Source organism: Haliea sp. (assembly GCF_040221975.1).
Classification (GTDB): domain Bacteria; phylum Pseudomonadota; class Gammaproteobacteria; order Pseudomonadales; family Halieaceae; genus Haliea.
In genome coordinates this window covers 59,848-82,722 of record NZ_JAVJWR010000002.1, presented here as the reverse complement: position 1 = coordinate 82,722, position 22,875 = coordinate 59,848, and the positions used below count along the sequence as shown (strand labels likewise).

24 protein-coding genes and 1 pseudogene are annotated in these 22,875 nt (G+C 56.9%); 3 read left to right on the top strand and 22 right to left on the bottom strand.

Annotated elements, in window-relative coordinates; translation table 11 throughout:
* Positions 1 to 6: 6 nt before the first annotated feature.
* Positions 7 to 495, bottom strand: a complete 489-nt coding sequence (locus RLO07_RS00585; RefSeq protein ID WP_462290229.1) for a GNAT family N-acetyltransferase — start codon at positions 493 to 495, stop codon at positions 7 to 9.
* On the opposite strand from RLO07_RS00585, the gene RLO07_RS00580 reads away from it, so the two are divergent.
* On the top strand, positions 433 to 600 hold the full coding sequence (locus RLO07_RS00580) for a hypothetical protein (RefSeq protein ID WP_462290232.1): 168 nt from the start codon (positions 433 to 435) through the stop codon (positions 598 to 600). The two genes, RLO07_RS00585 and RLO07_RS00580, sit on opposite strands and share 63 nt — an antisense overlap.
* A gap of 300 nt (positions 601 to 900) precedes the next feature.
* Here RLO07_RS00580 and RLO07_RS00575 read toward each other — a convergent pair whose 3' ends face one another.
* The 19 genes and pseudogenes from RLO07_RS00575 to RLO07_RS00485 form a co-directional block, all read right to left on the bottom strand.
* Entirely contained in the window at positions 901 to 1,575 is a 675-nt protein-coding gene (locus RLO07_RS00575) for a sugar transferase (RefSeq protein WP_462290184.1), read from the bottom strand.
* A 3-nt stretch (positions 1,576 to 1,578) separates the two neighbouring features.
* Complete coding sequence (locus RLO07_RS00570; RefSeq protein WP_462290183.1) at positions 1,579 to 2,766, bottom strand: UDP-N-acetylglucosamine 4,6-dehydratase; 1,188 nt, start codon at positions 2,764 to 2,766, stop codon at positions 1,579 to 1,581.
* Between the two features lie 3 nt (positions 2,767 to 2,769).
* Entirely contained in the window at positions 2,770 to 3,933 is a 1,164-nt protein-coding gene (locus RLO07_RS00565; protein ID WP_462290182.1) for a LegC family aminotransferase, read from the bottom strand.
* 55 nt (positions 3,934 to 3,988) lie between these two features.
* On the bottom strand, positions 3,989 to 5,152 hold the full coding sequence (locus RLO07_RS00560; RefSeq protein ID WP_462290181.1) for a glycosyltransferase family 4 protein: 1,164 nt from the start codon (positions 5,150 to 5,152) through the stop codon (positions 3,989 to 3,991).
* The gene (locus RLO07_RS00555) at positions 5,145 to 6,365 is read right to left on the bottom strand and encodes a hypothetical protein (protein ID WP_462290180.1); all 1,221 of its coding nucleotides are present in this window, start codon (positions 6,363 to 6,365) and stop codon (positions 5,145 to 5,147) included. The genes RLO07_RS00560 and RLO07_RS00555 overlap by 8 nt, the downstream gene beginning before the upstream one ends.
* Before the next feature lie 229 nt (positions 6,366 to 6,594).
* Positions 6,595 to 7,665, bottom strand: coding sequence for a glycosyltransferase (locus RLO07_RS00550; protein WP_462290179.1), 1,071 nt, complete (start codon positions 7,663 to 7,665; stop codon positions 6,595 to 6,597).
* A 413-nt stretch (positions 7,666 to 8,078) separates the two neighbouring features.
* Positions 8,079 to 8,777 (bottom strand): annotated as a pseudogene (locus RLO07_RS00545) (NAD-dependent epimerase/dehydratase family protein).
* Positions 8,778 to 8,905: 128 nt separating this feature from the next.
* Complete coding sequence (locus RLO07_RS00540) at positions 8,906 to 9,235, bottom strand: UDP binding domain-containing protein (RefSeq protein ID WP_462290178.1); 330 nt, start codon at positions 9,233 to 9,235, stop codon at positions 8,906 to 8,908.
* 351 nt (positions 9,236 to 9,586) lie between these two features.
* Positions 9,587 to 10,135 carry a glycosyltransferase gene (locus RLO07_RS00535; RefSeq protein ID WP_462290177.1) on the bottom strand — a complete coding sequence of 183 codons (549 nt, stop codon included), beginning with the start codon at positions 10,133 to 10,135 and terminating at the stop codon, positions 9,587 to 9,589.
* Between the two features lie 402 nt (positions 10,136 to 10,537).
* Positions 10,538 to 11,206 carry a sulfotransferase family 2 domain-containing protein gene (locus tag RLO07_RS00530; protein WP_462290176.1) on the bottom strand — a complete coding sequence of 223 codons (669 nt, stop codon included), beginning with the start codon at positions 11,204 to 11,206 and terminating at the stop codon, positions 10,538 to 10,540.
* Between the two features lie 3 nt (positions 11,207 to 11,209).
* The gene (locus RLO07_RS00525; RefSeq protein ID WP_462290175.1) at positions 11,210 to 12,013 is read right to left on the bottom strand and encodes a glycosyltransferase family 2 protein; all 804 of its coding nucleotides are present in this window, start codon (positions 12,011 to 12,013) and stop codon (positions 11,210 to 11,212) included.
* 84 nt (positions 12,014 to 12,097) lie between these two features.
* Positions 12,098 to 12,988 (bottom strand): FkbM family methyltransferase, encoded by an 891-nt coding sequence (locus tag RLO07_RS00520; protein ID WP_462290174.1) that lies wholly within the window; start codon positions 12,986 to 12,988, stop codon positions 12,098 to 12,100.
* Complete coding sequence (locus RLO07_RS00515) at positions 12,985 to 14,304, bottom strand: lipopolysaccharide biosynthesis protein (RefSeq protein WP_462290173.1); 1,320 nt, start codon at positions 14,302 to 14,304, stop codon at positions 12,985 to 12,987. Before RLO07_RS00515 ends, RLO07_RS00520 begins: the two co-directional genes overlap by 4 nt.
* A 10-nt stretch (positions 14,305 to 14,314) precedes the next feature.
* On the bottom strand, positions 14,315 to 15,052 hold the full coding sequence (locus RLO07_RS00510) for a hypothetical protein (protein ID WP_462290172.1): 738 nt from the start codon (positions 15,050 to 15,052) through the stop codon (positions 14,315 to 14,317).
* A gap of 71 nt (positions 15,053 to 15,123) precedes the next feature.
* Positions 15,124 to 15,501, bottom strand: coding sequence for a hypothetical protein (locus RLO07_RS00505; protein ID WP_462290171.1), 378 nt, complete (start codon positions 15,499 to 15,501; stop codon positions 15,124 to 15,126).
* Between the two features lie 139 nt (positions 15,502 to 15,640).
* Positions 15,641 to 16,135 carry a UDP binding domain-containing protein gene (locus RLO07_RS00500; protein WP_462290170.1) on the bottom strand — a complete coding sequence of 165 codons (495 nt, stop codon included), beginning with the start codon at positions 16,133 to 16,135 and terminating at the stop codon, positions 15,641 to 15,643.
* Positions 16,066 to 16,854: a nucleotide sugar dehydrogenase gene (locus tag RLO07_RS00495; RefSeq protein ID WP_462290169.1), complete on the bottom strand. Its 789-nt coding sequence runs from the start codon at positions 16,852 to 16,854 to the stop codon at positions 16,066 to 16,068. Before RLO07_RS00495 ends, RLO07_RS00500 begins: the two co-directional genes overlap by 70 nt.
* 64 nt (positions 16,855 to 16,918) lie before the next feature.
* Entirely contained in the window at positions 16,919 to 17,248 is a 330-nt protein-coding gene (locus RLO07_RS00490) for a MarR family EPS-associated transcriptional regulator (RefSeq protein ID WP_462290168.1), read from the bottom strand.
* Between the two features lie 984 nt (positions 17,249 to 18,232).
* Complete coding sequence (locus tag RLO07_RS00485) at positions 18,233 to 18,739, bottom strand: transcription termination/antitermination NusG family protein (protein ID WP_462290167.1); 507 nt, start codon at positions 18,737 to 18,739, stop codon at positions 18,233 to 18,235.
* A gap of 125 nt (positions 18,740 to 18,864) precedes the next feature.
* Between RLO07_RS00485 and RLO07_RS00480 the strand changes: the two genes are divergently transcribed.
* The gene (locus RLO07_RS00480; RefSeq protein ID WP_462290166.1) at positions 18,865 to 19,983 is read left to right on the top strand and encodes an MraY family glycosyltransferase; all 1,119 of its coding nucleotides are present in this window, start codon (positions 18,865 to 18,867) and stop codon (positions 19,981 to 19,983) included.
* Entirely contained in the window at positions 19,980 to 21,347 is a 1,368-nt protein-coding gene (locus RLO07_RS00475) for a Wzz/FepE/Etk N-terminal domain-containing protein (RefSeq protein WP_462290165.1), read from the top strand. The genes RLO07_RS00480 and RLO07_RS00475 overlap by 4 nt, the downstream gene beginning before the upstream one ends.
* Here RLO07_RS00475 and RLO07_RS00470 read toward each other — a convergent pair.
* Both RLO07_RS00470 and RLO07_RS00465 read right to left on the bottom strand, forming a co-directional pair.
* Complete coding sequence (locus RLO07_RS00470) at positions 21,253 to 22,029, bottom strand: ABC transporter ATP-binding protein (protein WP_462290164.1); 777 nt, start codon at positions 22,027 to 22,029, stop codon at positions 21,253 to 21,255. The genes RLO07_RS00475 and RLO07_RS00470 overlap by 95 nt on opposite strands.
* Positions 22,026 to 22,802, bottom strand: coding sequence for an ABC transporter permease (locus tag RLO07_RS00465; RefSeq protein WP_462290163.1), 777 nt, complete (start codon positions 22,800 to 22,802; stop codon positions 22,026 to 22,028). Before RLO07_RS00465 ends, RLO07_RS00470 begins: the two co-directional genes overlap by 4 nt.
* Positions 22,803 to 22,875 lie beyond the last annotated feature (73 nt).

Genomic DNA, 22,875 nt, shown 5'->3' with positions numbered 1-22,875 from the left:
CGTACATCAGGTCCGCCCAACGCGCTGCACAAAAACCACAGACCTCTCCCCCCTGTGCACCTCAGTCTCCCCGGCCACCTCCGCCCCCATACGTAGGTAAAACCTGTGCGCCGGCGCCAGACTCTCCCCCACGACAATCTTGAACGAAGGGATACCGTGTTCACGGCAATGGTCCATCAGTCCCTTGTAGAGCCGCTCGGACACTCCCTGCCCTCGTGCTGACGGCTCGACAGCGATACTGAGAAGCTCGTAAGCAGGTAAATTAGCCAACGCAGCGCCCTTCCCGCTATAGCGCAGGATCTCGAGGATACGCCAAATACGGCGCGGATTCAGTAGGGAGGGGAACAGAGAGGGAATCAAACGCTGCCAGTGCCGCAGCATGTGACGGTAAATCGGCCCCATGCTGTGGGCACCGCAAACGAAGCCGATAACATGTTCATTACGCTGCTCGACCAGCAGTACGGAGCTGTCACACTCGTCGATGGCCCGGTACATCAGCGCGAGGAAGCGAGGCCCGAGGGTGGCCAGAAAGCCTTGGTCCAGGTTGTCGACATGCAGGCGGGCTACCTGCTGCCAGACGTGGGGGTCATGCATTATTAAGGTCGGAGTTTTTCGGCCAATTTATCGGGCTCGTCCAATCAGACAACAAACCACTAACCCCCTGCGGCTCGAAAAAAACTCCGCGGAGACGTTTTTCGGTTATAAACCGCGCTGGAAGCCAAAACGCTTTAATATAAGACGCCATCTCACTCCAACCAAAGCTGCAGCCGCAGCACTACCAGTACGATAACGACGGATCCGGGCATCAGGGTATGAAGAAATAGAGTTTGCTTCTGCTCCTCGAACCCACAGCATGACGAATTCCCGGCCGAAGTGGTACATCAAAAAAAACCAACTTGATCACGCCCACACCAAATTCTCCGCCAACTCCGCCGGCGGCTCTGGCAGCTTGGCAAAAACGCGCCAGGCAATCCTTGAACCCGGAAAGACCACCACCCACGCCGTCACGAATATGCACTTCAGATACGTCCAAATGCCCTGGTTTGCCACGTACCACTCCTCCAGCTTGCCCTTGTAGGGCATGATCACATGGTCGTAGAAATGGTCCGGATCATCGCTGGCATGCATCATGTCCTCTTCGCCACGAAAGATGATGGACCCAACGCCGGAAAGACCCGGACGAACCTTGATGATTTCAGCCTGGGAGGCTACAGGAAACGCATCGAAACAGCGCCGGGTTTGCGGGCGGGGACCGATGATGCTCATATCCCCAAAGAGGATGTTCAACAGCTGGGGCAGCTCGTTAATCTTGGTCTTGCGCAGCAGCTTGCCCATTGGAAGTACCCGGGGGTCATCCTTGACGGTCACGGTGCCGGTACCCAGGTTGGGGCTGTTCTTGAGCATGGTGGCGAGCTTGTAAAGGCCGAAGGGCTTACCGCCGCGGCCAATGCGCTGCTGGACGAAAAAAATCTCACCCTCGCCGGTCAGGCGCAGGGCGATAACTATCGGAATCAACAGGGGTGACAGCAGGAGCAATGCGAGCCCGGAGAGGAGGATATCCAATATCCGCTGCATGGCCTACATCCTCCCATCCAGGTACTTGCCAGTTTCCTTGTGCCTGAAATCCGGAATCATATAGTTGAACAGTTCGACAATTTCCGGTTTATCCCAGGTGCTGCCCGCACGAATCTCGGTAATGCGCTGAAGGAAGTGCTCCAAGCGCGCCTCATCGATAACCGGCTCATTTTTGATGACGCCGATGGCATCGAAGCGCTGCATGTCGAGAGTTTCGGCGTCGGTATAAAACTCCTCAAAATCCTTCTCACCGGTCGTGTCACTGGCAAAGAAATACACGGGCCATTGCTTGCGGGCGATCAGCTCGGCGGCGCGGTCGCGGGCTTCGTCTTCAGAAGCACACTCGTGGGGCTCGAAGCCCAGGCAGTGCAAGTAGCGCACGGCGATGTCGCTGAAACGCACTAGATCCAGCTGCTCGCTGAGCTTGGGGAAGAAGATATCGCGGTTGTCGCCCAGCAGGCCGGACATCAGGCACAATTCGCCGGACTCTTGCGGGGTAACGAAATAGCGACGCACATCACTTGGAGCAGAGATAGGCTGGCGTTTGGAGAAGCGCTGGTTGAAGCCGTGCAGCAGGGAGCCATCGGAAAACGCCACGTTGGCAAAGCGGGCGGTGGATATGGGCAGGGTCAGGCTCTCGCGTATCAGGAACATTTCCATAATGCGCTTGCTGGCCCCCATCATATTCACCGGGTTGGCAGCCTTGTCGGTGGAGACGCAAAAGTACTTGCGGGTGCCGGTATTGCGCGCCTGGGCGATGGTCGACAGGGTGTTGAGAATATTGACCTCGATCAGGCGCATCAAGGTGAAGGGATCCTTCTCACTACGCACATGCTTGAGGGCCGACAGATTGAAAATGTAGTCGTAGCCGCCACTGGCGTTGATCAGCGCCTGGTATTCCCGGGAGCCGCAGTCGAGGGCAAAGGTGTGGAAGTCACCGTTTATATAGCCCAGGGTGCTGCGGATATCGCGCACCAGCTCGACCATGTTGTTTTCACTGATGTCCACCACGTGCAGCACTTTGGGGTTGCGCTTGAATATCTCACGCGCGACGGCTTGGCCGATGGAACCGGCTCCCCCGATGACCAGAAAGCGGCTACTGGACACCAGTTCCAACAGCTCCACCTCGTGCTGTTTGACGTCTTGCGCGAAAAGTGGCCGATCACGGCCAATCAATTTCAGGATATCCATGTATCACAACTTCCCGAGGGCGCCTTCCGGCACACTGGAGGGCAGGTTAACCAGGCGGTCTTCCAACCAGAGTGAATTCACCAGCCCGTCGTGCTGGCAATGGGCAAACATCTCCAGGTGGTGCATGAGCCGCCATACCGGGCGGGTCATCACCTCGCGGCTGTTGGTGTATTCCAGAAAGGCGTCCCTGGCCTCACGGTTCTCCAACAGGACTGCATTCAGCCAGTTATTGGCAGTAGTGTCGGGCAAAGGCTGCACCATTTCCAGGGGGCTCCCTTCCAGCAAGGCGGCATAGCGCGCGGCGATTCCCGCCTTGATGGCGAGAATTTCCGGCAGCCGCTCCATCTGCGCGCAGCCTAGGGCCGCATTAAGATTGGGCAGGCGGTAGTTGTAGCCCACCTCATCGTGGACGAATTCCCAGGCGTGGGGAACCTTAGCCGTGGTGGTAATGTGCTTGGCACGCAGGGCCAGTGCCTCGTCATTGGTGACAATCATGCCGCCACCGCCGGTGGTAATCACCTTGTTGCCGTTAAAGCTGAAGGTACCCAGGGTGCCAAAGCTACCGGTGTGCTGCTCACCGACATAGCTGCCGAGGGACTCCGCTGCATCCTCTACCACGGAAATACCGTATTCCTGGCAGATAGCGATGATCTCGGTAATCCGGCACGGCAAGCCAAAAGTATGCATGGGCACACACGCAGCCAAACGGCGCCCACTGGTCCGATTGAATATGCCTTCCGGGCGCCGCTCAGCGAACTCCTCCAAAAACCTGCGCAAGGCTGTGGGGCTCATGCCCAGCGTGTCGCTCTCCACATCAACAAAGACTGGCCAGGCATCACAATAACGAGTGGCGTTACAGGTGGCGATAAAGGTGAGGGCCTGGGTGATCACCTCCTCGCCTGCCCTCACCCCGGCCAGACCTAACGCTATGTGCAGTGCGGCCGTGCCATTTATCGTGGCGACCGCATATTTGCTACCAGCGAAGTCGGCGATGCGTTGTTCGAATTCGGTGACCTTGGTGCCGACCGAGGAGACAAAGTTAGAGTCTATACAATCGACAAGGTACTGGCGTTCGTTGCCTTCAAAGACAGGGCGATGAAGCGGGACGAAGCCATCGCCAAAAATCGTGTGCACTTCACTAATAATCTGGTCAAACAGTACTGTCAAAACGATATCCCATAGTTATATAGTCAAGGAAACCCAGTCAGCATTCGGCAACAAATCAACAATTAGCAGTTAATATACCCATGCCTTCCAGCATCTGTGCATTTACCTTTTGTACTTCGTATTTTTCAACTGCGATTTCTCGGGATCGGGCACCCATCTGGTGGATCAAATCGGGCCGAGTAATAAAGTATTCCATAGCTTCAACTAGCTCATCGACTGCCTTTACTGGGACTAAATATCCGTTGTCGCCATGTGATACCGTCTCTCGGCAACCGGGCGCATCAGCGGTTATGATCGGTCGCCCCATGGACATGGCCTCCAGGACCGTGCGCGGTGTGCCCTCGCGATAGCTGGGCAACACATAAACGCTCGCATCAGCTATCGCTGGGCGGACGTCATCCAATTCACCCAAGTAATCGATATCCCCATCAACTATCCACTGCTCCAGCTCACGCTGGGTAATGGAATCCGGATTCCCATCGATGAAACCTACCAGGCGGAATCGAGCATCAGGGTGCCTTTCGCGCACTTTGGACGCCGCCGCCACATATTCACGGACTCCCTTGTCACCCAACAATCGAGCGATCAACAAAAAATTGGGACCATTTTCAGGCAGTGGAGAGCAAGCGAAGTGCGAGGTATCAATTCCAGAGCCGCTTACCACCTGAGAAGGTACTTGTTTGCTCAGTAGCTCCAGATGACGGAACAGTGACTCATCATCGGGATTCTGGAAAAAGACCCTTTCTGCGCGACTGAGTGCCTGGCGGTATAGAGCACGCACCAACCACTGAATCAACCTCCTCTTACCACGTGCTTCGCCGGTAAAAGCATACCCAAGTCCGGTAATCAGGGCATATCGCTTGGGTACCCGAGCGAGCCAAGCCGTCAAGGTACCGTAGAGAGCCGGCTTAACGGTATACCCGAGCACCGCATCAGGCTTGATCTCTCGGTAAAGGTGATAAAGTTCTCGCAGTGCCGCAAGATCGCTCAGCGGATTGGTGCCGGTGCGCTGCATTACCACATCATGGGTGACTACACCCCAGTCCTCAAGTCGCTTACGAGTCGCCAGGTCTTCCCGTAGGCCGTTAGCGATAGCATGAACTTCGATGCCAGAATCGCAAAGAGCCTTCAGCAAAGGGCCACGGAAATTGACGAGAGAGGAGCCAAGACCTGCCAAGATGGCGATCCGGCGAGGAGCGCAAGCGTTGATTTTATGCATTGCTAGTTTCTTTGCCGGACGTGCCAGAACCTGTAACCACCGAAGTACTGATGTGCCCTGTTGATATTCGCGGGCTATGCCTGTTACTTCCTGACTGGCCCATTACCGAAATCATCAGGTAGATCAGCATTGGAGCAAACATCCATTTTTGCCGCATAGCGATCCCCAGGTTAGCGGTGGTCATAGCCAGGACGATCCAGGCAAAGAGTGCATACACCCAGAGGAACACTCGCGCATCGTCCATGCGGCTCTTCCTTCGCTTGCAAACTACCAATCCACCGACCATAAACAGAATTGCTAGAACTAAATTATCAACAGCAGCGCCCAGGTGAAAAACAGAGCGAGCCTCAAAAACCAAGGGACGAAACATATAGGTAAACAGCTGCACAGGCAGACTCATTGGGGCGATGTCTACTCCTCCTCCACCTTCTTGATTGTAACCTTGTCGAGCCTCGACATAGCTGATTAAGCCATCAGCATCAACATCTCCAACGCCAGCATATTCAAGTGCAAACGGAATTAGCAAGGTTGCAACTGATAAGCTAGCCATACCGAAAAAGAAGCGCTTTAACATTGATATGTTAGCATCAATAATGAAAGTAGCACTTAGAGCGATTACCATCATTGCTGCCATGTGAGCACGGACGAAAAACATCGACAAAACGGCAAAAATCATCAGGCCCACCCTACGCCGCAAATCGAGTGCTGCCCAGAGGGCCAACCCGGCAGCCATGAATGCGATAGAGTCCTTGCCAATTGCAGATGACCAAAAACTCACCGAAGGTAAAAGTATGATGACAAGCGCAAGCAAGCGTAACTGGCTACTCTTGGCTACAGTTGCCTTTTTTAGCGCGCCAGCAAATCCTAATAAACCTATAAAACCAATGATATTATTGACAAGGAAGACTCCCAAAATAGATAGGCCCACGAAATCCGAAAAGAAATGTGTGAAATAAATTACAGCAACAGTACCCAATCGGAAGCTTTTTAGTTCTCCAGAAATGGATTCGCTGTAGTAAAAAAGCGAATCACCACCCGCGTTAATTGCGTAAATCAAATAAACTAAACACCAAAGAGTATGCCATAAATAAAGAAACAAGCCTCGCTTATCACCGATACCAAAACGGCTAGCAATAGCCAGAGATGTAAATGCACCCAGCAAAAAGACCAGCAACGCGCCAAAAACATGCCAGCCTGTCGAGATTATCTCCATGGGAGACGAATTCTATACAACACACACATAGGCTTAATACTTATCCTCTAATCAAAAGAGAAATATTAGTAGGGACCGTACAGAATTATTTGGCACGGCAATTCTTTGTTGATCGCCTGATCAAGAATCAAGCATGCCGCCGAGTTGACCTTCAAAGAAGAAGTCAAATTATGAAATCCAGTAATATCTACAAAAAATCAAGAGCACAAAACCAATCAGCGATATTCTACTAGACAACCTTATGGTAAAGATCTAAATGTTTCTCTACCGCCCCGTGAATCTCATATTCCATAGAATATTCCATTGCGTTCTGCGAAAAAAACAGTCTCAATTGTGCACTATTCATCATCTTCTCTAAAGCAGCTCGATAATCAATGACATCCAAGCTATCCACAACGAACCCGTTTGCACACCGATGAACGACCTCTGCACACCCACCAACGTTGGTAACTATCACAGGCAGGCCAATAAGGGTAGCCTCAATCAAAGCTATAGGGAGGCCCTCCCATGCCGAGGACATTAGAAAGACATCTGCGTCAGCCAGGACATCTCCAACGTTTGAAATATTTCCTAAAAACTGGACTTTTTTATCTATATCTAGTGCTTTTGCCAATATCTCCAGCTCATTACGGTCTGGACCTTCTCCCGCGATTTTTAATATAGCGTTTCGATTTTTCAATACGGAAAATGAATTCAGCATAAGCTTCAAATTTTTCGGTGCCCTTAAACTTCCTACGAAAACAAAAACAAGCTCTTCTCTAGATTGTCGATTAATGGAACGAGAAGGAGTACGACGCCGATCGGCAGCGTTATCTATTTGAATAACATCTCTAGTGACGATTGGCCTTAATAGATTTGTGCAAGCACTACATATACCTATATACGCCTTCACTCGGAAATCAAAAAATCGATAAATAATTCTTGGTAGACTTAGTTCAAAGCTGTGATGAGTGTATACAACTGGGGTTTTCAAAACAAAGAATGAAAATATAAGCGCATAGTAAAGGTGGCAATGGATTACATCTGGATTGAAAACGCGTACTTGGTGACGCAAACGCGCCCCGCCTACCCACGGCTTGCTTCTCGCATCCTTCCCAATAAATGAATAGGTAATTGAGTGTTGAGAAAGTGATTCAAGAAATTGCTTTTCGAATTTCAGATCTCTACCTTCTCCTGCTGCTGACTGCAGGAATACCATATGGATATCATGCCCACATTCGCGCATCACTATACTTAAATCGCGCACGTATATTTCGGCTCCACCAGCTGCAGGAGACGAAATGAAATGTAATATCCTCATACTATCAGGCCCCCTCAATCAAATTTTCAGCCAAGCACTTTACTAACTTGGTACATATTGAAGCCATCTGAGAGCGAAAAATGGTGGTCCGATATCAACATTTACGAAATAATCGGATGGTGTAATTCATTTGGGCCAACAGCCCGGTCCGGTTATCGCTAGAAATGGAATAACGCACCAACATCTATCTCACTCGACAGTAGTGCTGATCGATTTAATATACCAAGGCATCACCGCTTTCACCCCCTCACCAACTCGAAAAATCACGTCGTAAGTCTGCTTGCTTTGTGTTATTCCAATATCCGCCTGCGAATGTATTACATCACCTTCACGGAAGCTGCGATAGGTTGGCTCCTGTCGATATTCGAAACCCTGCTGTTCTAGTGACTCTGTTAATTAACCAAATAATTGATTCAGACTTGTACGCCCATTGCAGACCACGTTGTAAACATGATTGTTTTCTTCTTCATTTGCTGAAGCGGCCAATAGGTTTGCCTGTACGATGTTTTCAATATAGCAAAATCCCGGCTGGTCTCCCCATCTCCATTGATGTACACGTCCTCCCCCTTGATCATTGCAGCAGTCCACTTGGGAATGACGGCCGCGTAGGCATCATTGGGATCCTGCCGAGCGCCAAACACGTTGAAGTAGCGCAGGCCGATGGTTTTGAAGTCATAACAGCGGGCGAATACATCAGCATAGAGTTCGTTGGCGTCTTTGGTCACCGCATAGGGGCGGAGTGGCTTGCCGATTTTGTCTTCCACCTTGGGCAGGTCAGGGTGGTCACCATGAGTTGAGCTGCTGGCAGCGTAGGTAAAGCTCTTTACCTGCGCGTCCAGCGCGGCAACCAGCATATTCAGGAAACCGCTGATATAGGGTGCGTTGGTCGTGATCGGGTCCTCCAGGCTGCGCGAAACTGAGCCCAAGGCGGCCAGGTGCAGCACGTAGTCCACACCCTAGCAGGCAGTGTGGCAGTTCGCCAGGGTGCGGATGTCTCCTTCCATAAATCGAAAGCGCGCCCACTGTTCGGGACTCACCGGGGATTCCACTTCTGCCAGGTTGTGGTGGTGGCCGGTGGCGAAGTTGTCCAGCCCGACTACCTTCTGGTTCAACCTGAGCAGGGTTTCCAGCAGGTTGGACGCGATAAAGCCGGCGACACCGGTAATCAGCCAGTTCTTTGCGTCAGCCTTAAGCGCTGCCTGGCACTTCGTGTATGCGTTTTGAATCAAGAGCTTTCCTCCTATAGACGCAAGTCCGACGCGTGCGCCGGCAACAGGTATGTCAGGTCGTACAGTACATGTTCCGCATTTCCCAGGGCGCGAGTGCCCTCGCTACCCATGCTGCGGAATTCATCGTGGACCACGGCAATTACAACCGTATCGTAAGTGCCGGTTTCCGGCGCTGCAGTAAGGCTGATGCCGTATTTCGCTTCTGCTTCCTGTGGGCTGGTCCAGGGGGCATGCACGTACACCTGCACGTTGTAATGCCGCAGTTCCTTGATCACATCCACTACCCGGGTGTTGCGCAGATCTGAATAATTTTCCTTGAGGGTCAGGCCCAATACCAACACCCGCGTGCCTTTGATCGGCAGCTCTCAATGCAGCATGGCCTTGATACGCTCGCTGGCGACAAACCGGCCCATGCCGCCATTGATGCGCCGGCCAGCCAGTGGCAACCAATTGCCTAGGCCTTGTGAGTCAGATAGTAGTCGTCCACACCGATGCGGTGCCCACCCACCAGTCTTGACCGGAACGGAACGGCAGGAAGCTCCACTGGATACCCGCCGTCTGCTGTAATTCCTTGGTATGGCGTGGCGCAGGCAGGTATCGAGCTACCCAGCTTGGTACTTTGCGCTATGGTCAGCGCTCCAGCGAGTGGCTTCCTTATTCAGCTCAAACCAAGGCTAGTATTCCCCGCTTTGTCATATCCACCATTGGCGCCGATTATTGACCGAAATCGCGGCATTCTGGAACCAGACCGGTGCCTTGGCTAGGATGATATCCTTCATCCCATGACCTCCTAGTAGAGACGCGCGTGTTCTTCGGCGGACTGCTTGCTTGAAAATACCCGCGCAATATCCCGCGCGTTTCGCGACCAGCGCACACGCGCGGCGGCATCGTCGAGCAGCGTAGCGGTGGCATCGCGGAAGGCTAACGAATCCCCCCGGCGGCACGACAATGCCCGCCGTGTCGGAGGTAGGGTCCGCGCCCGTAACCTCACGGCAACCGCCAACGTCGGTCACCACGGTAGGCAGACCCGCCGCTGCCGTCTCAATTAGCGCGATGGGCAGGCTCTCCCGGTCCGAGGTCATTAGCAGCATGTCATAGCCCTGCAGAATTTCGCGGATCTCTGTGGAAACACCGTGAAAGCGCAGGCTATCCTCAGGCACATCGGAAGCGGGCAGGATATCCATGCAGCTGGCGACAATGGTCAAATCGCCCTCACCACAGATGTCGACTGTAAGCCTCACGATGCGCGGGCTCCAGTACTGCCACTGCGCAAGCCATGAGCGGGTAATTCTTCTGCGCCGCGGATCCGCCAGACCCAAATGGCGTGCAGCACCGCGAGCTCGCGAAATCCCGGACGGGCGGGAATTGCCGCTAGATCGATGCCGTTGATGGTCGTACTAACCCATACGTCCTGCCCGGCATAGATTTGCAGGTTTGTCGCAGAGTTTCGGGAAATACCGATGAACTACGCCAAGCGGTGGCAGAAATACGTCTGGAAGGCCCGCGAAAAGCGGACGTTCTCGCTGTGGTAGGTATAGACCAAGGGCGTGCGTGTCACACTTGCGGCAAAGATATTGCCGAAGGCTAGGTGGCTGTGGATCAGCCTGGGAAATGCGGCTCATGCTCTAATCCCCGCGATCACTTCAGAAGTCATAATTGAACCTCTCAAGATCAACCGAGTAGCAACGCGCCAACATATCCCGCATCTCCTTCGTATAAGCTTCGCGATAGCTAAAGGTGTGAGCGGTGCGGTTGAGGTGACTGATCTCAATCTCGCGTCCAAAGATTTCCTCTATGAACGGTAAATAACTGTCGGGGCTCTCGATATGGCCTAGGTGGCGCACGCCGATTTCCCCGCGGCGGGTAAGGAGGAATTGGCTTTGTGGGCGGAACACGTAGTCCTCGCGGCTCAAGTTCCGGCTTGGAAGCCATTCGAGCACAAAACGCTCGAAACTCTCAAACTCAGGCGTTTGATAGCGTGCAGGGGTACGGATCTGGGCTCCGTCTTTCATTGCAGCACCGGCTCGCGCGAAATTCCAAGCGGAGTAAGCCCGCGCCCAAGGGTTCCGGGTTACAGCAAAGGAAGGTAAGCTTCGTAGCAAGTGGGGGCAAACGCGCTCGATGTCACTCACTCGGAAATGCCCCATGAAGCGGCCATAGACTGCGTTGTTGATTGAGGTGCCACCGTTCTTAGGAACATGTACGAAGATCACTCCAGCCTGTTTCAAGGCAGCGGCGCGGCGCAGGACCAACTGCCCCATTCGCAGTCCCTCTGGCATCAGATTCTTGAGGCTTTCTTTTACATACAGCATGGCTCAATGACCTGTCACGACGTGATGCAACTGCCGGACCCGGTTGCGCAGTAACCGCCGCATAACCTCAGTTTTACCCATCAGATCCTCTCTTGCGGCCATGTTCAAGAATCGGCGCTCTAACTCCAGGCGTTTTGGCACTGCAAGCCCACGTGACAACGAATTTTGCGTGTAATGGCGATGAAAACCTGGCGCAGTACAGCCCACCACCCGCGAGCCCTGCGCGATGAAGCGCAGAATGAGCTCGAAGTCTTCGTAATTGGTCAGCTCAGGTCGGAACCCGCCCGTAGCCAGAAGCGGCTCACGGCGGAAGACAAAAGAATGGACTCCTCCCGGAAAGCCACCCAACCGGCCGATGCCATCGGGATCGACCTGGGTTCGGGTCTCTGAGAATTTCGCGATGGCGCCAGTGTCGCCTCTCACAAAGCTGCCATGCACTGCATCGACGGTCTCTCGATCGGGACAGGTTGCCAGGTGCTTCGCCTTGCCGATGATCGCTTCGGGCAGCATTTCATCATCGGCATCAAGGAAGGTGATCCAGTCAAGTGTTGCAGCCTGCATGCCCGTGTTGCGCGCCGCACCAGCGCCAGAATTATCCTGCCGGATCAGACGCACTGGAACCGGGGCTGTTCCCGCTAGCGCCGCCACCCGAATTCCGGTTTCGTCTACGGAGCCGTCATCGACCACAATCACCTCCTCGACGCCGGGGGTGCGTAGTACCGACTCCAACGCCCGCCCGATTGTTTCGGCGGTGTTGTAGGCGGGAATCACACAGCTTGCGCGTATGGTTTCATAGGGCGCGGGCACGTTAGTTTCCTCTTGCCCGACAGTATCGTCTTGCAAACGCTCCCGAGAGCCTAAAAGCTTGGGACTGGTGTTCCGCGAATGTGCTCAATTGCCAATGCTCTGAGACGCAACGACCATGGGGTAGTTGCGCTCTTCGAAATCGGAGATCTGCGTGATCTTGCAGTGTGCCTGCCGCGTTGAGACCAGCCGCTCCAGCAGACGTAGGGGGCGGCGCAGGAGCGAGGGCAGGGTTTGCGGAATGGCCGAGGCTGGAGCCTCGATGGCCGCGAAGCTGCTGTATCCAGCTTCCTGCAGCATGGCGACCAGCCGGACGGCTGAAAAACGTTCCGTCTTGCGGTTGCACTCAAAGACCACCAGCGGCCTGTCCCGCCAGAGCATCTCCATCATGCCTGCTATGGCCTTGGGCTCATGGCCCTCCACATCAATTTTGACAAGGCTCACAGGTTCCTGTGCCAGTGGCAGGTCGTCAAACCGCTTCACATCGAAGGAAATCCGTTCCGCGTCGGCGCTATGGGCCTCCTGATGCCCAGCTTCGAGGCTCGCGCCACCTGCGTTTACCAGTGGGATCACAGCCTCCAGCGTGGCGTCCTGCTCCGACAGTCCAAAGTCGTGCACCGTTACCTGCGGGTGACTTTCGGTGTTGAACTGTAACAGCCGGAGGGTCCGCGGGTTGGGTTCGAAAGCATGGATATGCTCGAACCCCTCGCCGACAAAATATAGTGTATGGTTGCCGATGTTGGCCCCCACATCCAGCACCCGTTTCGACCGATCAAGACCGGCGATCAGCCCGGACAGGGCCATCAGCTCGCGGTGTTCGTAGCGGCCGTAGACGTTGATTTCCGTGCCGATGAAGTCATGCGCGAAAATCGCCATCTGCGGATGGGTCCTGCGGTAGCCGCGCGCACGCTTCAACAGGCTGTGGGCGAGGTATTCGGACAGCAGTCTTTGAAAGGCGTTGGGGGGGTTGTTGGTCATGGGACCTCATGGGTTGTTGGTGGGGCGTCGCTACGCAATCGGAAGGGGGCGAAGGGCAGCGAGACCAACCCCAGCGTGCGGTAGCAGAACCACAGGTTCAGGAGGTTACGTAGTGTCAGGCCAAAGGCACCGGCCCCGGCAGCGGCCAGCGAGCCATTCTGCGGGATGAAGAGCCAGGCCGCCAGAAGCGTCGCCGTCAGCGCAGCGAGGTTGCCGAGGATCAGCTTGCGCTCCTGCTTGGCGGCGATCATCAGAACACCGACATTGCCCGTCAGCGCGTTCAGTAGCTGCGCCCCCGCCAGCAAGCAGAGTGCCGGGAAGGCCGCGGTGAAGCTGTCACCGAACAGGAGCCCCAACATCGGGCGGCCCAGCAGCAGCAAGAGGACCATGACCGGCGCCGAGAAGGCGATGCCGATGCGGCAGCTCTGTTGCAACAGGTCATGCAGGCGGCGCAGGTCGCCGTCCTTCCAGGCGCGGGCGTAACCCGGGGCCTGCACTGTCTCGATCGCGGTCAGGCCGAGGCCCATGATCATCACCGCCTGCGTGGCGACACGGTAGAGCCCAACCTGGGAGAAATCAGCCAGCGCCCCCGTCACGATCACCAGCAGCTGCGCGTTGCCCACCGCCAGCCAGCCAATCAGCCCGAGGCGAAAGAAGCTGCCCAGCCAGTCGGTCTCGGGCGTCTCGTCGGGCAGATCCGAGCGCGCGGCGAGGCCCTGGGCCAACAGCACGATGGCCACTAGCCCGGCGCCGGCATAGGCCGCGGCCAGCAGGTAGACCATGGTGTCGGAGCCGAATGCCGAGTCAACGCCCGGGCCGGAGACATACCCCGCCAGAACCACCCCGCCGATCAGGACCAGAAACAGTGTTGGCCGCAGCACCAGCTCGGGGATCTGTCCCGCCTGCAAGTGTCCGAGGCCGCGGTTGGAGGCGGAGACCAACACCAGCGCCAGGTGGCCCACCGCTAGGAGTCCCAGTGGCACCAGCAGGGCGGGCGTCATGCGGTCCCCGGTGAACAGAAGCGCCACGGCAGTCAGCGCCACCAGCGTTCCGCCCGATATCAGCGTAGTGCGGCACAGCACGTGCACCGGCACCCGCCGCCCCATGCTGCGCGAAGTCTCGCGCACCACCAGGCTGTTGCCCCCGGCCTGCGCCAGGCCCGACAGTAAAAAGGCGATACTGGTCAGCCAGGCATAACGGCCAAAGTTCTCTACTCCAAGATACTGGGACAGGGCGATGGTGATCAGCACTGAGAAGAGCGCAAAATACAGCCGGAAGGCAATTGCACCCGAAATGATCTTCAGCCCCCGCGCCATGCCTGCCGCCTCAGAGTTCGTAGCCCAGCCGCGCGGCCAAATCGACCAGCCGGGGATATTCCGGGAAGCTGCGGATGCGACTCTCAATCTCATCCTCTGAGATCGCCACGACAGAGCGTTTCGTGTTCGTGTCGGCGGGCACGTCCAGTTTCGGCAGCGGCGCATCTAAGCCCAACCAGTCGGACAACTGGTCGGTACGGTCGTGGAAATCCTCTAGCCGGAAATGATGGCCGGTGATGGCGGTACATTTCTCGTTCCACTCCAGCCACCAGCGCATCGAGGAGCGCAGCGGATCGTCGGAAAACGCGAAATGCGCGCGGGCGAAATCGACGAAGCGCTTGTGTCGTGCGTAATGCTCGGTGTGGAAGAAGCCGAGCTTGAGAAAGGACTTGATGACGGGCAGCGGAGCGCGGGTCTGGTGCACGGCGGTAATGCCGGTTTCAGGCAGGTAGGGCACCGCCAACCAGGAGGAATCGCCCTCGGGCGTGACCTGTGTCTGGGTCGCGCGATACAGCGGCCCGGAGGGGCGGTAGAAGCGTTCGTGACCACAGGGGTGCCCGGCTGCCGTCAGATAGTCGGCGACGAAATTGGTGCCGCAGCGTCCTGTGCCGATGATGACGAAAGCTGGCTTTTTCGCCCCGATGCGCGCCAACCAGTCGCCAAGATCCTGAGCGGCATAGCGGAGTCTTAGTGGCGCCATGCCGGCTATGCGACCCTGCAATCCCTGTTTCGAAACCTGTTCAGTCAATGCCTTTACTTTCGATTAGTCCGCCCAGCTCGCGCAAGTAAGGGCATCTTTCCTCGCGCGTGTGACGTAATTTATGGGTGTAAATGAACATCCTTGAGGATTCTGGAGTCGAAGTCGATACCTTCGGCGGTGCGGATCAGAGCCTGCACATCCTTGGGAAAGCAAGAACCGCCGTAACCGACGCCGGGGTAGATGAACTGGTAGTCGCTTCGCGGGCCGGAGCCGATGCCCTTGCGCACCATTTCAATATCTACCCCCTTTCGCTCGGCGAGGTTGGCAATTTCGTTCATGAAACTGACTTTAGTGGCCAACATGCAGTTGGCAGCGTATTTGGTCAGCTCGTCGCTACGCACATCCATGACGACAACCTTGTTGTGGTTACGGCTGAAAGGCTCGTACACCTCGCGCAGGGCATCCACGCTGTTGCGCAGCTGCTCGATCTTGTGCACATCATATTCAATGCGGAGCACATGGTGTGTCGACTTCCGCCAGTACGGCAGCTTGCACCAAGCCGACATAGGCGGTGCCGAAGATGGTGACGTTCTTAATCTCAGATCCGTCTGATCTGATGGAAACACATATTTCAGGTCATACAATACATGTTCCACTTTGCCCAGAGCGCGCATACCATCGGCGCCCATGGCACGGAATTCGTCGTGGACAACAGCAATTACCACTGCATCGTAAGTGCCCGCTTCCGGTGCTGCAGTAAGGCTGATGCCGTTCTTCTGCTTCTGCTACCTGCGGGCTGGCCCAGGGGTCATGCACGTCCACCTGCACGTTGTATTCCCGCAGTTCCTTGATCACACCCACCACCCGGGTGTTGCGCAGGTCGGGACAGTTTTCCTTGAAGGTCAGGCCCAGTACCAGCACCCGTGCGCCTTTGATCAGCAACTCCCGGTGCAGCATGACCTTGATAAGCTCGCTGGCGAAGAAGCTGCCCATGCCATCGTTGATACGACAGCCGGCCAGGATCACCTCGGGGTCGTAACCAATCGCCTGGGCCTTGTGAGTCAGATAGTAGGGGTCAAGGCCGATACAGTGCCCTTCACCAGCCCGGGTCGGAAGGGCAGGAACTTCCACTTGGTGCCCGCCGCCTGCAGGACTTTCTCGGTATCGATGCCCATGCGGCTGAAGATCATCGCCAGCTCATTAACCAGGGCAATATTCAGATCCCGCTGGGTGTTTTCGATCACCTTGGCTGCTTCGGCCACGCGGATGCTGCTCGCCTCGTGGGTGCCGGCGTTGATGATGCTGGCATAGAGCTGGTCTACCGTCTCCGCCACTTCGAGAGTGTAGCCTGCGGTCACCTTGGTGATGTTCGGCACCCGGTGCACTTTGTCACCGGGGTTGATGCGCTCTGGGCTGTAGCCGGCGTATAAATCCTTGGTGAAGGTGAGGCTGGAAACACGCTGCAGCACCGGCACACTCTCCTCCTCGGTACAACCGGGGTACACGGTGGATTCGTACACCACTATATCCCCGGGCTTCAGCGCCTTGCCGATGATCTCGCTGACGGCGTGCAGAGGGCGCAGGTCGGGCTGTTTGTGGCCGTCGATGGGGGAAGGCACGGTGACGATGTAGATGGTGGCCTGGCGCAGGTCTTCGGGGTTGGCGGTAAGGCTTAAGCCCGCGGCCTGGGCGAGTTCGTCGTTGATGACTTCGCGGGTGGCGTCGTGGCCTGCCTGCACCTGAGCGATGCGTTGGGCGTTGATGTCAAAGCCGACGACCGGGCGCTGCATGCCGAATTCCACGGCCAAGGGCAGGCCGACGTAGCCGAGGCCTATGATGGCGAGTGTCATTGGAAGTTGCTTGCCTTGTTGGTTGCTGTATTCATGGGTGCTTTGCGTGATTTCAGGGGGGGGGTTAGTTGCCGGTCTTGCGGACTTCCGTACGCAACGTCTCGATTTCTGTCCTCAGCGCCTCATACTCCACCAGCTTGCGCTTTAGGAACCGGGCGGTGAGGGTGGTCTTGGCCTTCACCCCACGCGGGGTAAGCAAGTAGCTGTACTTCAGCTTGTTCGGATTCCGGCTGAAGTTGTCCACCTTGACCCAGCCCTTCTCCACCAGGGCCTTGAGGCAATAGTTCATCCCACCCAGACTGATACCCAGCTGCTGGGCCATTTGCCGTTGGGTGATGTCGGGATTGTCCTGCAGCAGACGCAGGACTTTCAGGTGCTGTTCGTTGTCGGACATAGGGCTGTTTCGTGGTGAAAAATCGGGGGGCTGGGCAGGCTACCGCAGGGAATGCACGCTTGGGGTGCTCCCGGGGTGTGGTGACTGGGTGTTCAAAAGCTGAACAGGCTAGCGAAGGTTGGGAGGAAGTGCAAGCACGGGGTGTGCCGGCGTCGGAGGGTTGGGTACATTTGATTGTTGCGCACAAATAACCTGATGGGCCCTATAAAGGAGTTCCGGTAGCCAGGAAGCGCAAGTGATTGTCTACAGCCCTCATGATGGAGGCGCCCTCACGAGCGCTGTCAAAGCACAACCTCGACATTGCTTCCTCATGACAAGGTTAGGAAAACCCATACCGCCAGGGGTGGCAGAAATAAGATCATCCATTACTGCGGTTTGCAGAGGCCACGACTATAAGGTTATTGATGCAGCGTCACGAGTGACTGGGCGGGATTTTCTGCTGAAAATCTGGAAGATAAACGCATCGGCACCTTTGTCCGTCGGAATCTGCCATGAGGATATTTCAATCGAGACACAGGGAAATATCTTCTACGAGTTAGGCGTTGCCCAAGCTATGGGCAAAGAAACGCTACTGGTCAAATCCCGGTATGCGAGAATACCCAGCGCTTTCATCCGCACGGAGTACATTGAATTCAACGAACATTTCGAGACAAGCTTCTCGGCATACCTTGAGGATCTGAACGAACAGGCTGACCACTACGAAATGGTGGCAATGCAGCTTGAAAATAATCCCGTACTTGCCACCGACTATCTGAAACGCGCGTTCTTGATTGCTGGCGATAATAGACTGCGAGACCTTGCAGGGGTGTTTCTTCGGGACGCAGGCCTCGAGTCCCGAGCGCGCAACAGCGTTGAACTCTTGGCCGCCAATTTTTCGCTTGCAAGCCTCCACAGCACCATCTTGGCCTTCATCCCGCTTGGCGTGAGCAGGATTGCAAGCAAAGGGGCCAGTTATTGGACGATAGCTTGCCGGGGAACGGGATGTCAGGGCACCTCCAAATCGTTCACATCAACCGCAACACTGTGCTCCCGCCCCAGCAGCGCGAGCAGCACCTGCACCCGGTCTGCCCCGCGCTGCATCTGATACACCGCGTCCAGCCCCGCGAAGGGACCCCGGGTGATTCGAAGCTTGTCCCCGGGAGTAAACGGTAGCGGCGTTTCAGCCTCCGCACCTTGAGGAATTTGGCCTCGCAGGAACTCCACGCTCCCGACCGGCATTGCAGGGCTGTGCAGCCCGAAGCGAACCAGGCCCCGGGCCCCGACAGTGGAGCGAATCGGCGCGGCATTGTCGTGTTCCAGATCGAGCGCCACGAACAGATACCCGGGAAACAGCGCCTCAGTCACTGCCTGCCAACGCCCTCCGCGCCGCTTGCGCAGCCGAATCTCCGGCAGGCACACCTCATAGCCCTGCCGCTCCAGATTCTCGCGGGCAGCTTGCTCCATGCGCGGTCGCGTCGCCACGGCATACCATTGTCGGCCAGAGTCTGTCATGAAATCCGATTTCCGCTGAGACTTCTAAATTTTCCTTTATTCAACCTGAACTTACAAACATACTGCGCTGGCCTTTTCACTACCCCGGCTGTATCTTCTCGCTAGGATCAGAATTGCAATTAGACATGTCACCAACGCTGCTACAAGCCACACTCGCCTTTACCCTTACGCTGTTTTTCATCTGGGCCCTGAGCCCGATCGCGATACGCCTGGGTTTGGTGGATGCGCCCAATCAGCGCAAGCAACATGAAGGCCATGTTCCCCTGGTAGGCGGCATCGCCATCTATCTGGCCTTGCTCTCTAACTCTATGGTCTGGGGCCAGACCCATCCCGGGGGGCTGGCGGAGCAGACCGATGTCCTCACCCTGTTCATGACGGCCGGCGGGATGCTGGTAGTGCTCGGCATCGTCGACGACCGCTTTAACCTGAGCGTGTTCACCCGCACCCTGGCGGAGATCGGGGTGGCCCTGTTCCTGATCGAGTCCCTGGACCTGCGTCTGGCCAATCTGGGCGACTTTCTGGGGCTGGGCAGCGTAAGACTCAGCGGCTGGCTCAGCTACCCTTTCACTGTTCTGGTCATTTTCGTGGTGATCAATGCCTACAACATGCTGGACGGCATGGACGGGTTGCTCGGGGTTATCGTCCTGATCACGCTGTTTGCCTTCCACCTGTTCACCGGCCTGTCGCCTGGGCTCATTACCATTGTCATCAGCTCAGCCCTGGTGGCCTTCCTGACATCGAACCTGGGCCTGGCGCCCTTTATTCCGAAATCTTTCCTGGGGGATGCCGGCTCCAAGTTGCTCGGTTTGATTGTGGTGGCACTGACGCTGTCGGTGACCTCGGCCCAGGTGGGCGGTGTGCGCTATATCCAGCCGATAACCGCCGCCTACCTGCTCGGTCTGCCACTGTTTGATATGGCGCTCACGACCTTGCGCCGGGTGCTGAAGGGGAAATCACCGATCCGGGCGGACAATACCCATATCCACCACCTGCTGCGCGAACTCGGATTGTCCGACAAACGCGCCCTATTCCTGATTGGCAGCGTGGGGGTCGCCCCGCCCTTTCTCGGCCTGATGCTGGCCCGGGCGGGGACTCCGGAATCATACCAGTTCAGCATTCTGGTGGGTGCCTTTATCCTGTACTGTATCGTCATGAGTCAGGCGTGGCACATCGCACGCAAGCGGGCGCGACAAGTCGCGGTGAACCAGATCACCATTGAAATCAGCCCCACGGATATCGCATGACGCAACCGAGCAACTACCCCTCGCCCTCACAACTGCCACCGCCCGCTTGGGCCGATGATGAAATCGACCTGTTCGAACTTGGCACCGGCCTCTGGCAGCGCAAGTGGATTGTGCTTGGGATCACCGCGGTAGCCGTGGCAGTCGCCGCGGCCTACCTTATGCTGGCCAGCCCGGTGTACGAGTCCACCGCACGTCTGCGCCCGCCGCTAGCATCGCAATTGGTTGCCATCAATGAAACCGGACAAGTGGAACTGCCTCCGAGTGATGCATTCAGCAGGGTGGTCTTCGAAGCGCGCTCCCTGGACACGCAGCGGGAAGTCTTCCTCGCCTTCAGCCAGCGTCTACTCCACGAGCCGGCAGCGGACCGGAAACAGGTCGTGCAGCATTTTCTCCGCGCCTTCACCCCCGCGCTGTCCATCAACATCGACGGGCTGGGCAAGAACGATGTCCTCGCCGAAACCATCATGTCCATCCGTTTCCAGCACACTGATGCCCAGTTGGCCGCGGAGATTGCCAATGCCCTGGCGGCGACCGCACACAGCCGCGCCCTGGCCAGCGTCATGGATGAATTGCGCGCCCTGCTGGAAACCCGGATCCGCATGCTGGAGTCGCGGATTGCCCGAAGCGCCGACATTCTGAAGCGCAGGGATAAGGACACGATCGTACGGCTGCAGGAAGAGGATGAATTGAAGCGGCTACAACTGCAGGATCAGATAGCCGCCCTCACCACAAAAGCACGCCAGCTGCGGGCCGACAAGGTTGCCGAGCTGGAAGAAGCGCTTGCGATTGCTCGCAGCCTGGATATCACCGAGCCCGCCATCCTGCAGATGCTGTCCCGGCGCGAGAATGGTCGCGAATCGGTGTCCGTCAGTGCGGACCTCTCCACGGGACAGGGGGACCCGCTGTACCTGCGCGGCAGCCGCATGCTGCAGGCGGAGCTGGCGGTGCTCGAAAAGCGCACGACCGATGCCCACATGGTGCCAGAGCTGCGCGACCTGCAGGAGCAACTGGACCTGCTGGCACAGAACCGCCGCATCGAAATCCTCCAGGCACGGGAAAACTATGAAGCACTGGCGGACAACACGGACGCATTACGCGCTGAAATCAGCCAGCTGCGAGAGTTGCTGGCCGCGAGCTATGACGCGGTACACCTGGCCCGGGTGGACCAGCCCGCCATCGCCCGCAGCGCACCCATTCGGCCCAGGAAAAGCCTGACCCTGGCAATTGCCATCGTGGCGGGTGGCATGCTCGGGGTACTGGTCGCGCTGGTTATGGGCGCGGTGGAGAACCGCCGCCGGGAGCAGGCGCCACCGGCGGCGGCCGATACGCCCGCAACACCGTCTCCGGGTCACCCTCGGCCCTGACCAGGCCGTCCTCTATCCACACCACCCGGCTGCACAGTTTCTTCACCTGGCCTTCCGCATGGGACACGAACACTGCGGTGCGGCCACCGGAGAGGCGGCCGCGCATGGCCTCCTCGGCCTTCTGCCGGAATTCGGCGTCACCCACGCTCAGTACTTCATCGATCAGCAGGATATCGACCTTGGTCAACAGGGCGGTAGTAAAGCCGAGCCGGGCATTCATGCCCGAGGAGTAGGTTTTCACCGGCTCGTCAAAGGATTGCCCCAGCTCGGAGAACTCCCTGATCTCCTCTAGGCGGGACTCGGCCTCGCGCTTGCTGAAGCCCTGAAGCATGGCCGAGAGCAGCGCGTTGTCCCTGCCCGAGAGCTGGGGCTGGAAGCCCAGACCCAGGCTCAGGAGGGACACACTGGCGCCGGGCTGGCGCAGGATCTTGCCCGAGGTGGGGGCGAATATGCCGGCCATAAGGCGCAGCATGGTGGTCTTGCCGGCGCCGTTGCGGCCGACGATGCCGAGGGTCTCGCCTTCCAGCAACTTGAGCGAAACGCCGTCCAGCACCCTGTGCACGCCGTGCTCAAAACTTTCCTTGCGCGCGTGGAAGCTGTGGCTGACGTTGCGCAGCTCCAGCATTACCCGCCTGCCGTCGTCCGCCGGGGGTGCTACGGCCTGGATGTCATCGGCAGTCATGAGGTCAGCACCTTGAGCGCGAGGAAGCGGCTGGTGCGCTGCAGGAGCAGCACCATGCCCAGGGCCAGCAGCCCGAAGCCCGCGCCGATGCCAAGCAGGTGCCAACCATCCGGCGCCACCCCCGCCATGAGAATCTGCCGGTAGGCATCAATCACGAACGCCAGCGGGTTCAGCAGGAGAATGAGATCCGTGGCCGCCGGGTCCGGCAGACCGCGCGGGTCCCAGAAGATCCCGGACACGAACAGCAGGAAGATGGTGCCCAGCGACACCATGACGACGAAGTCGAACACCAGGCATACCAGGAAGGCGCAGACGAGGCAGGCGGCCACGATCACGATATAGTTCACCAGAATCAGGGGGAACAGCCACAGCCACGCCTCACTGATGCCGTAACCACTGAACAACAGTACCGCAAACAACAGCAGGAATACGCTCAGTTGCTTGTACAGGCCCTCCTGGACCGTGGCTATCGGAAACAGGCTCTTGCTGATGTTGGCCTTGCTGACCAGGCCACGGCTGTTGATGATGCTGCGCGATGCCTGGTTGACCGACTTGGAGAACCAGATGAAGGTCAGTTTGCCCACCATCAGAAAGACCAGGAAATCTTCCTTCCTGTTCTGCAGGATAAGCTCGAACACCACATAGAACACAGCCACATACAGCAGCGGCTCCAGCACCCACCATATATAGCCAAAGAAGTAGCGCGAGGCATCCGCCTTCAGCGACATGCGCGCCATGGTGTCGACCAGGGAAAAATACTGGGTGAGATTCATATACCCGTGCAGGACTGCTGCCCAAGAAACCAGCGGGCGAGTTTACCAGTGCCGGGAATTTTCAGCCACAACA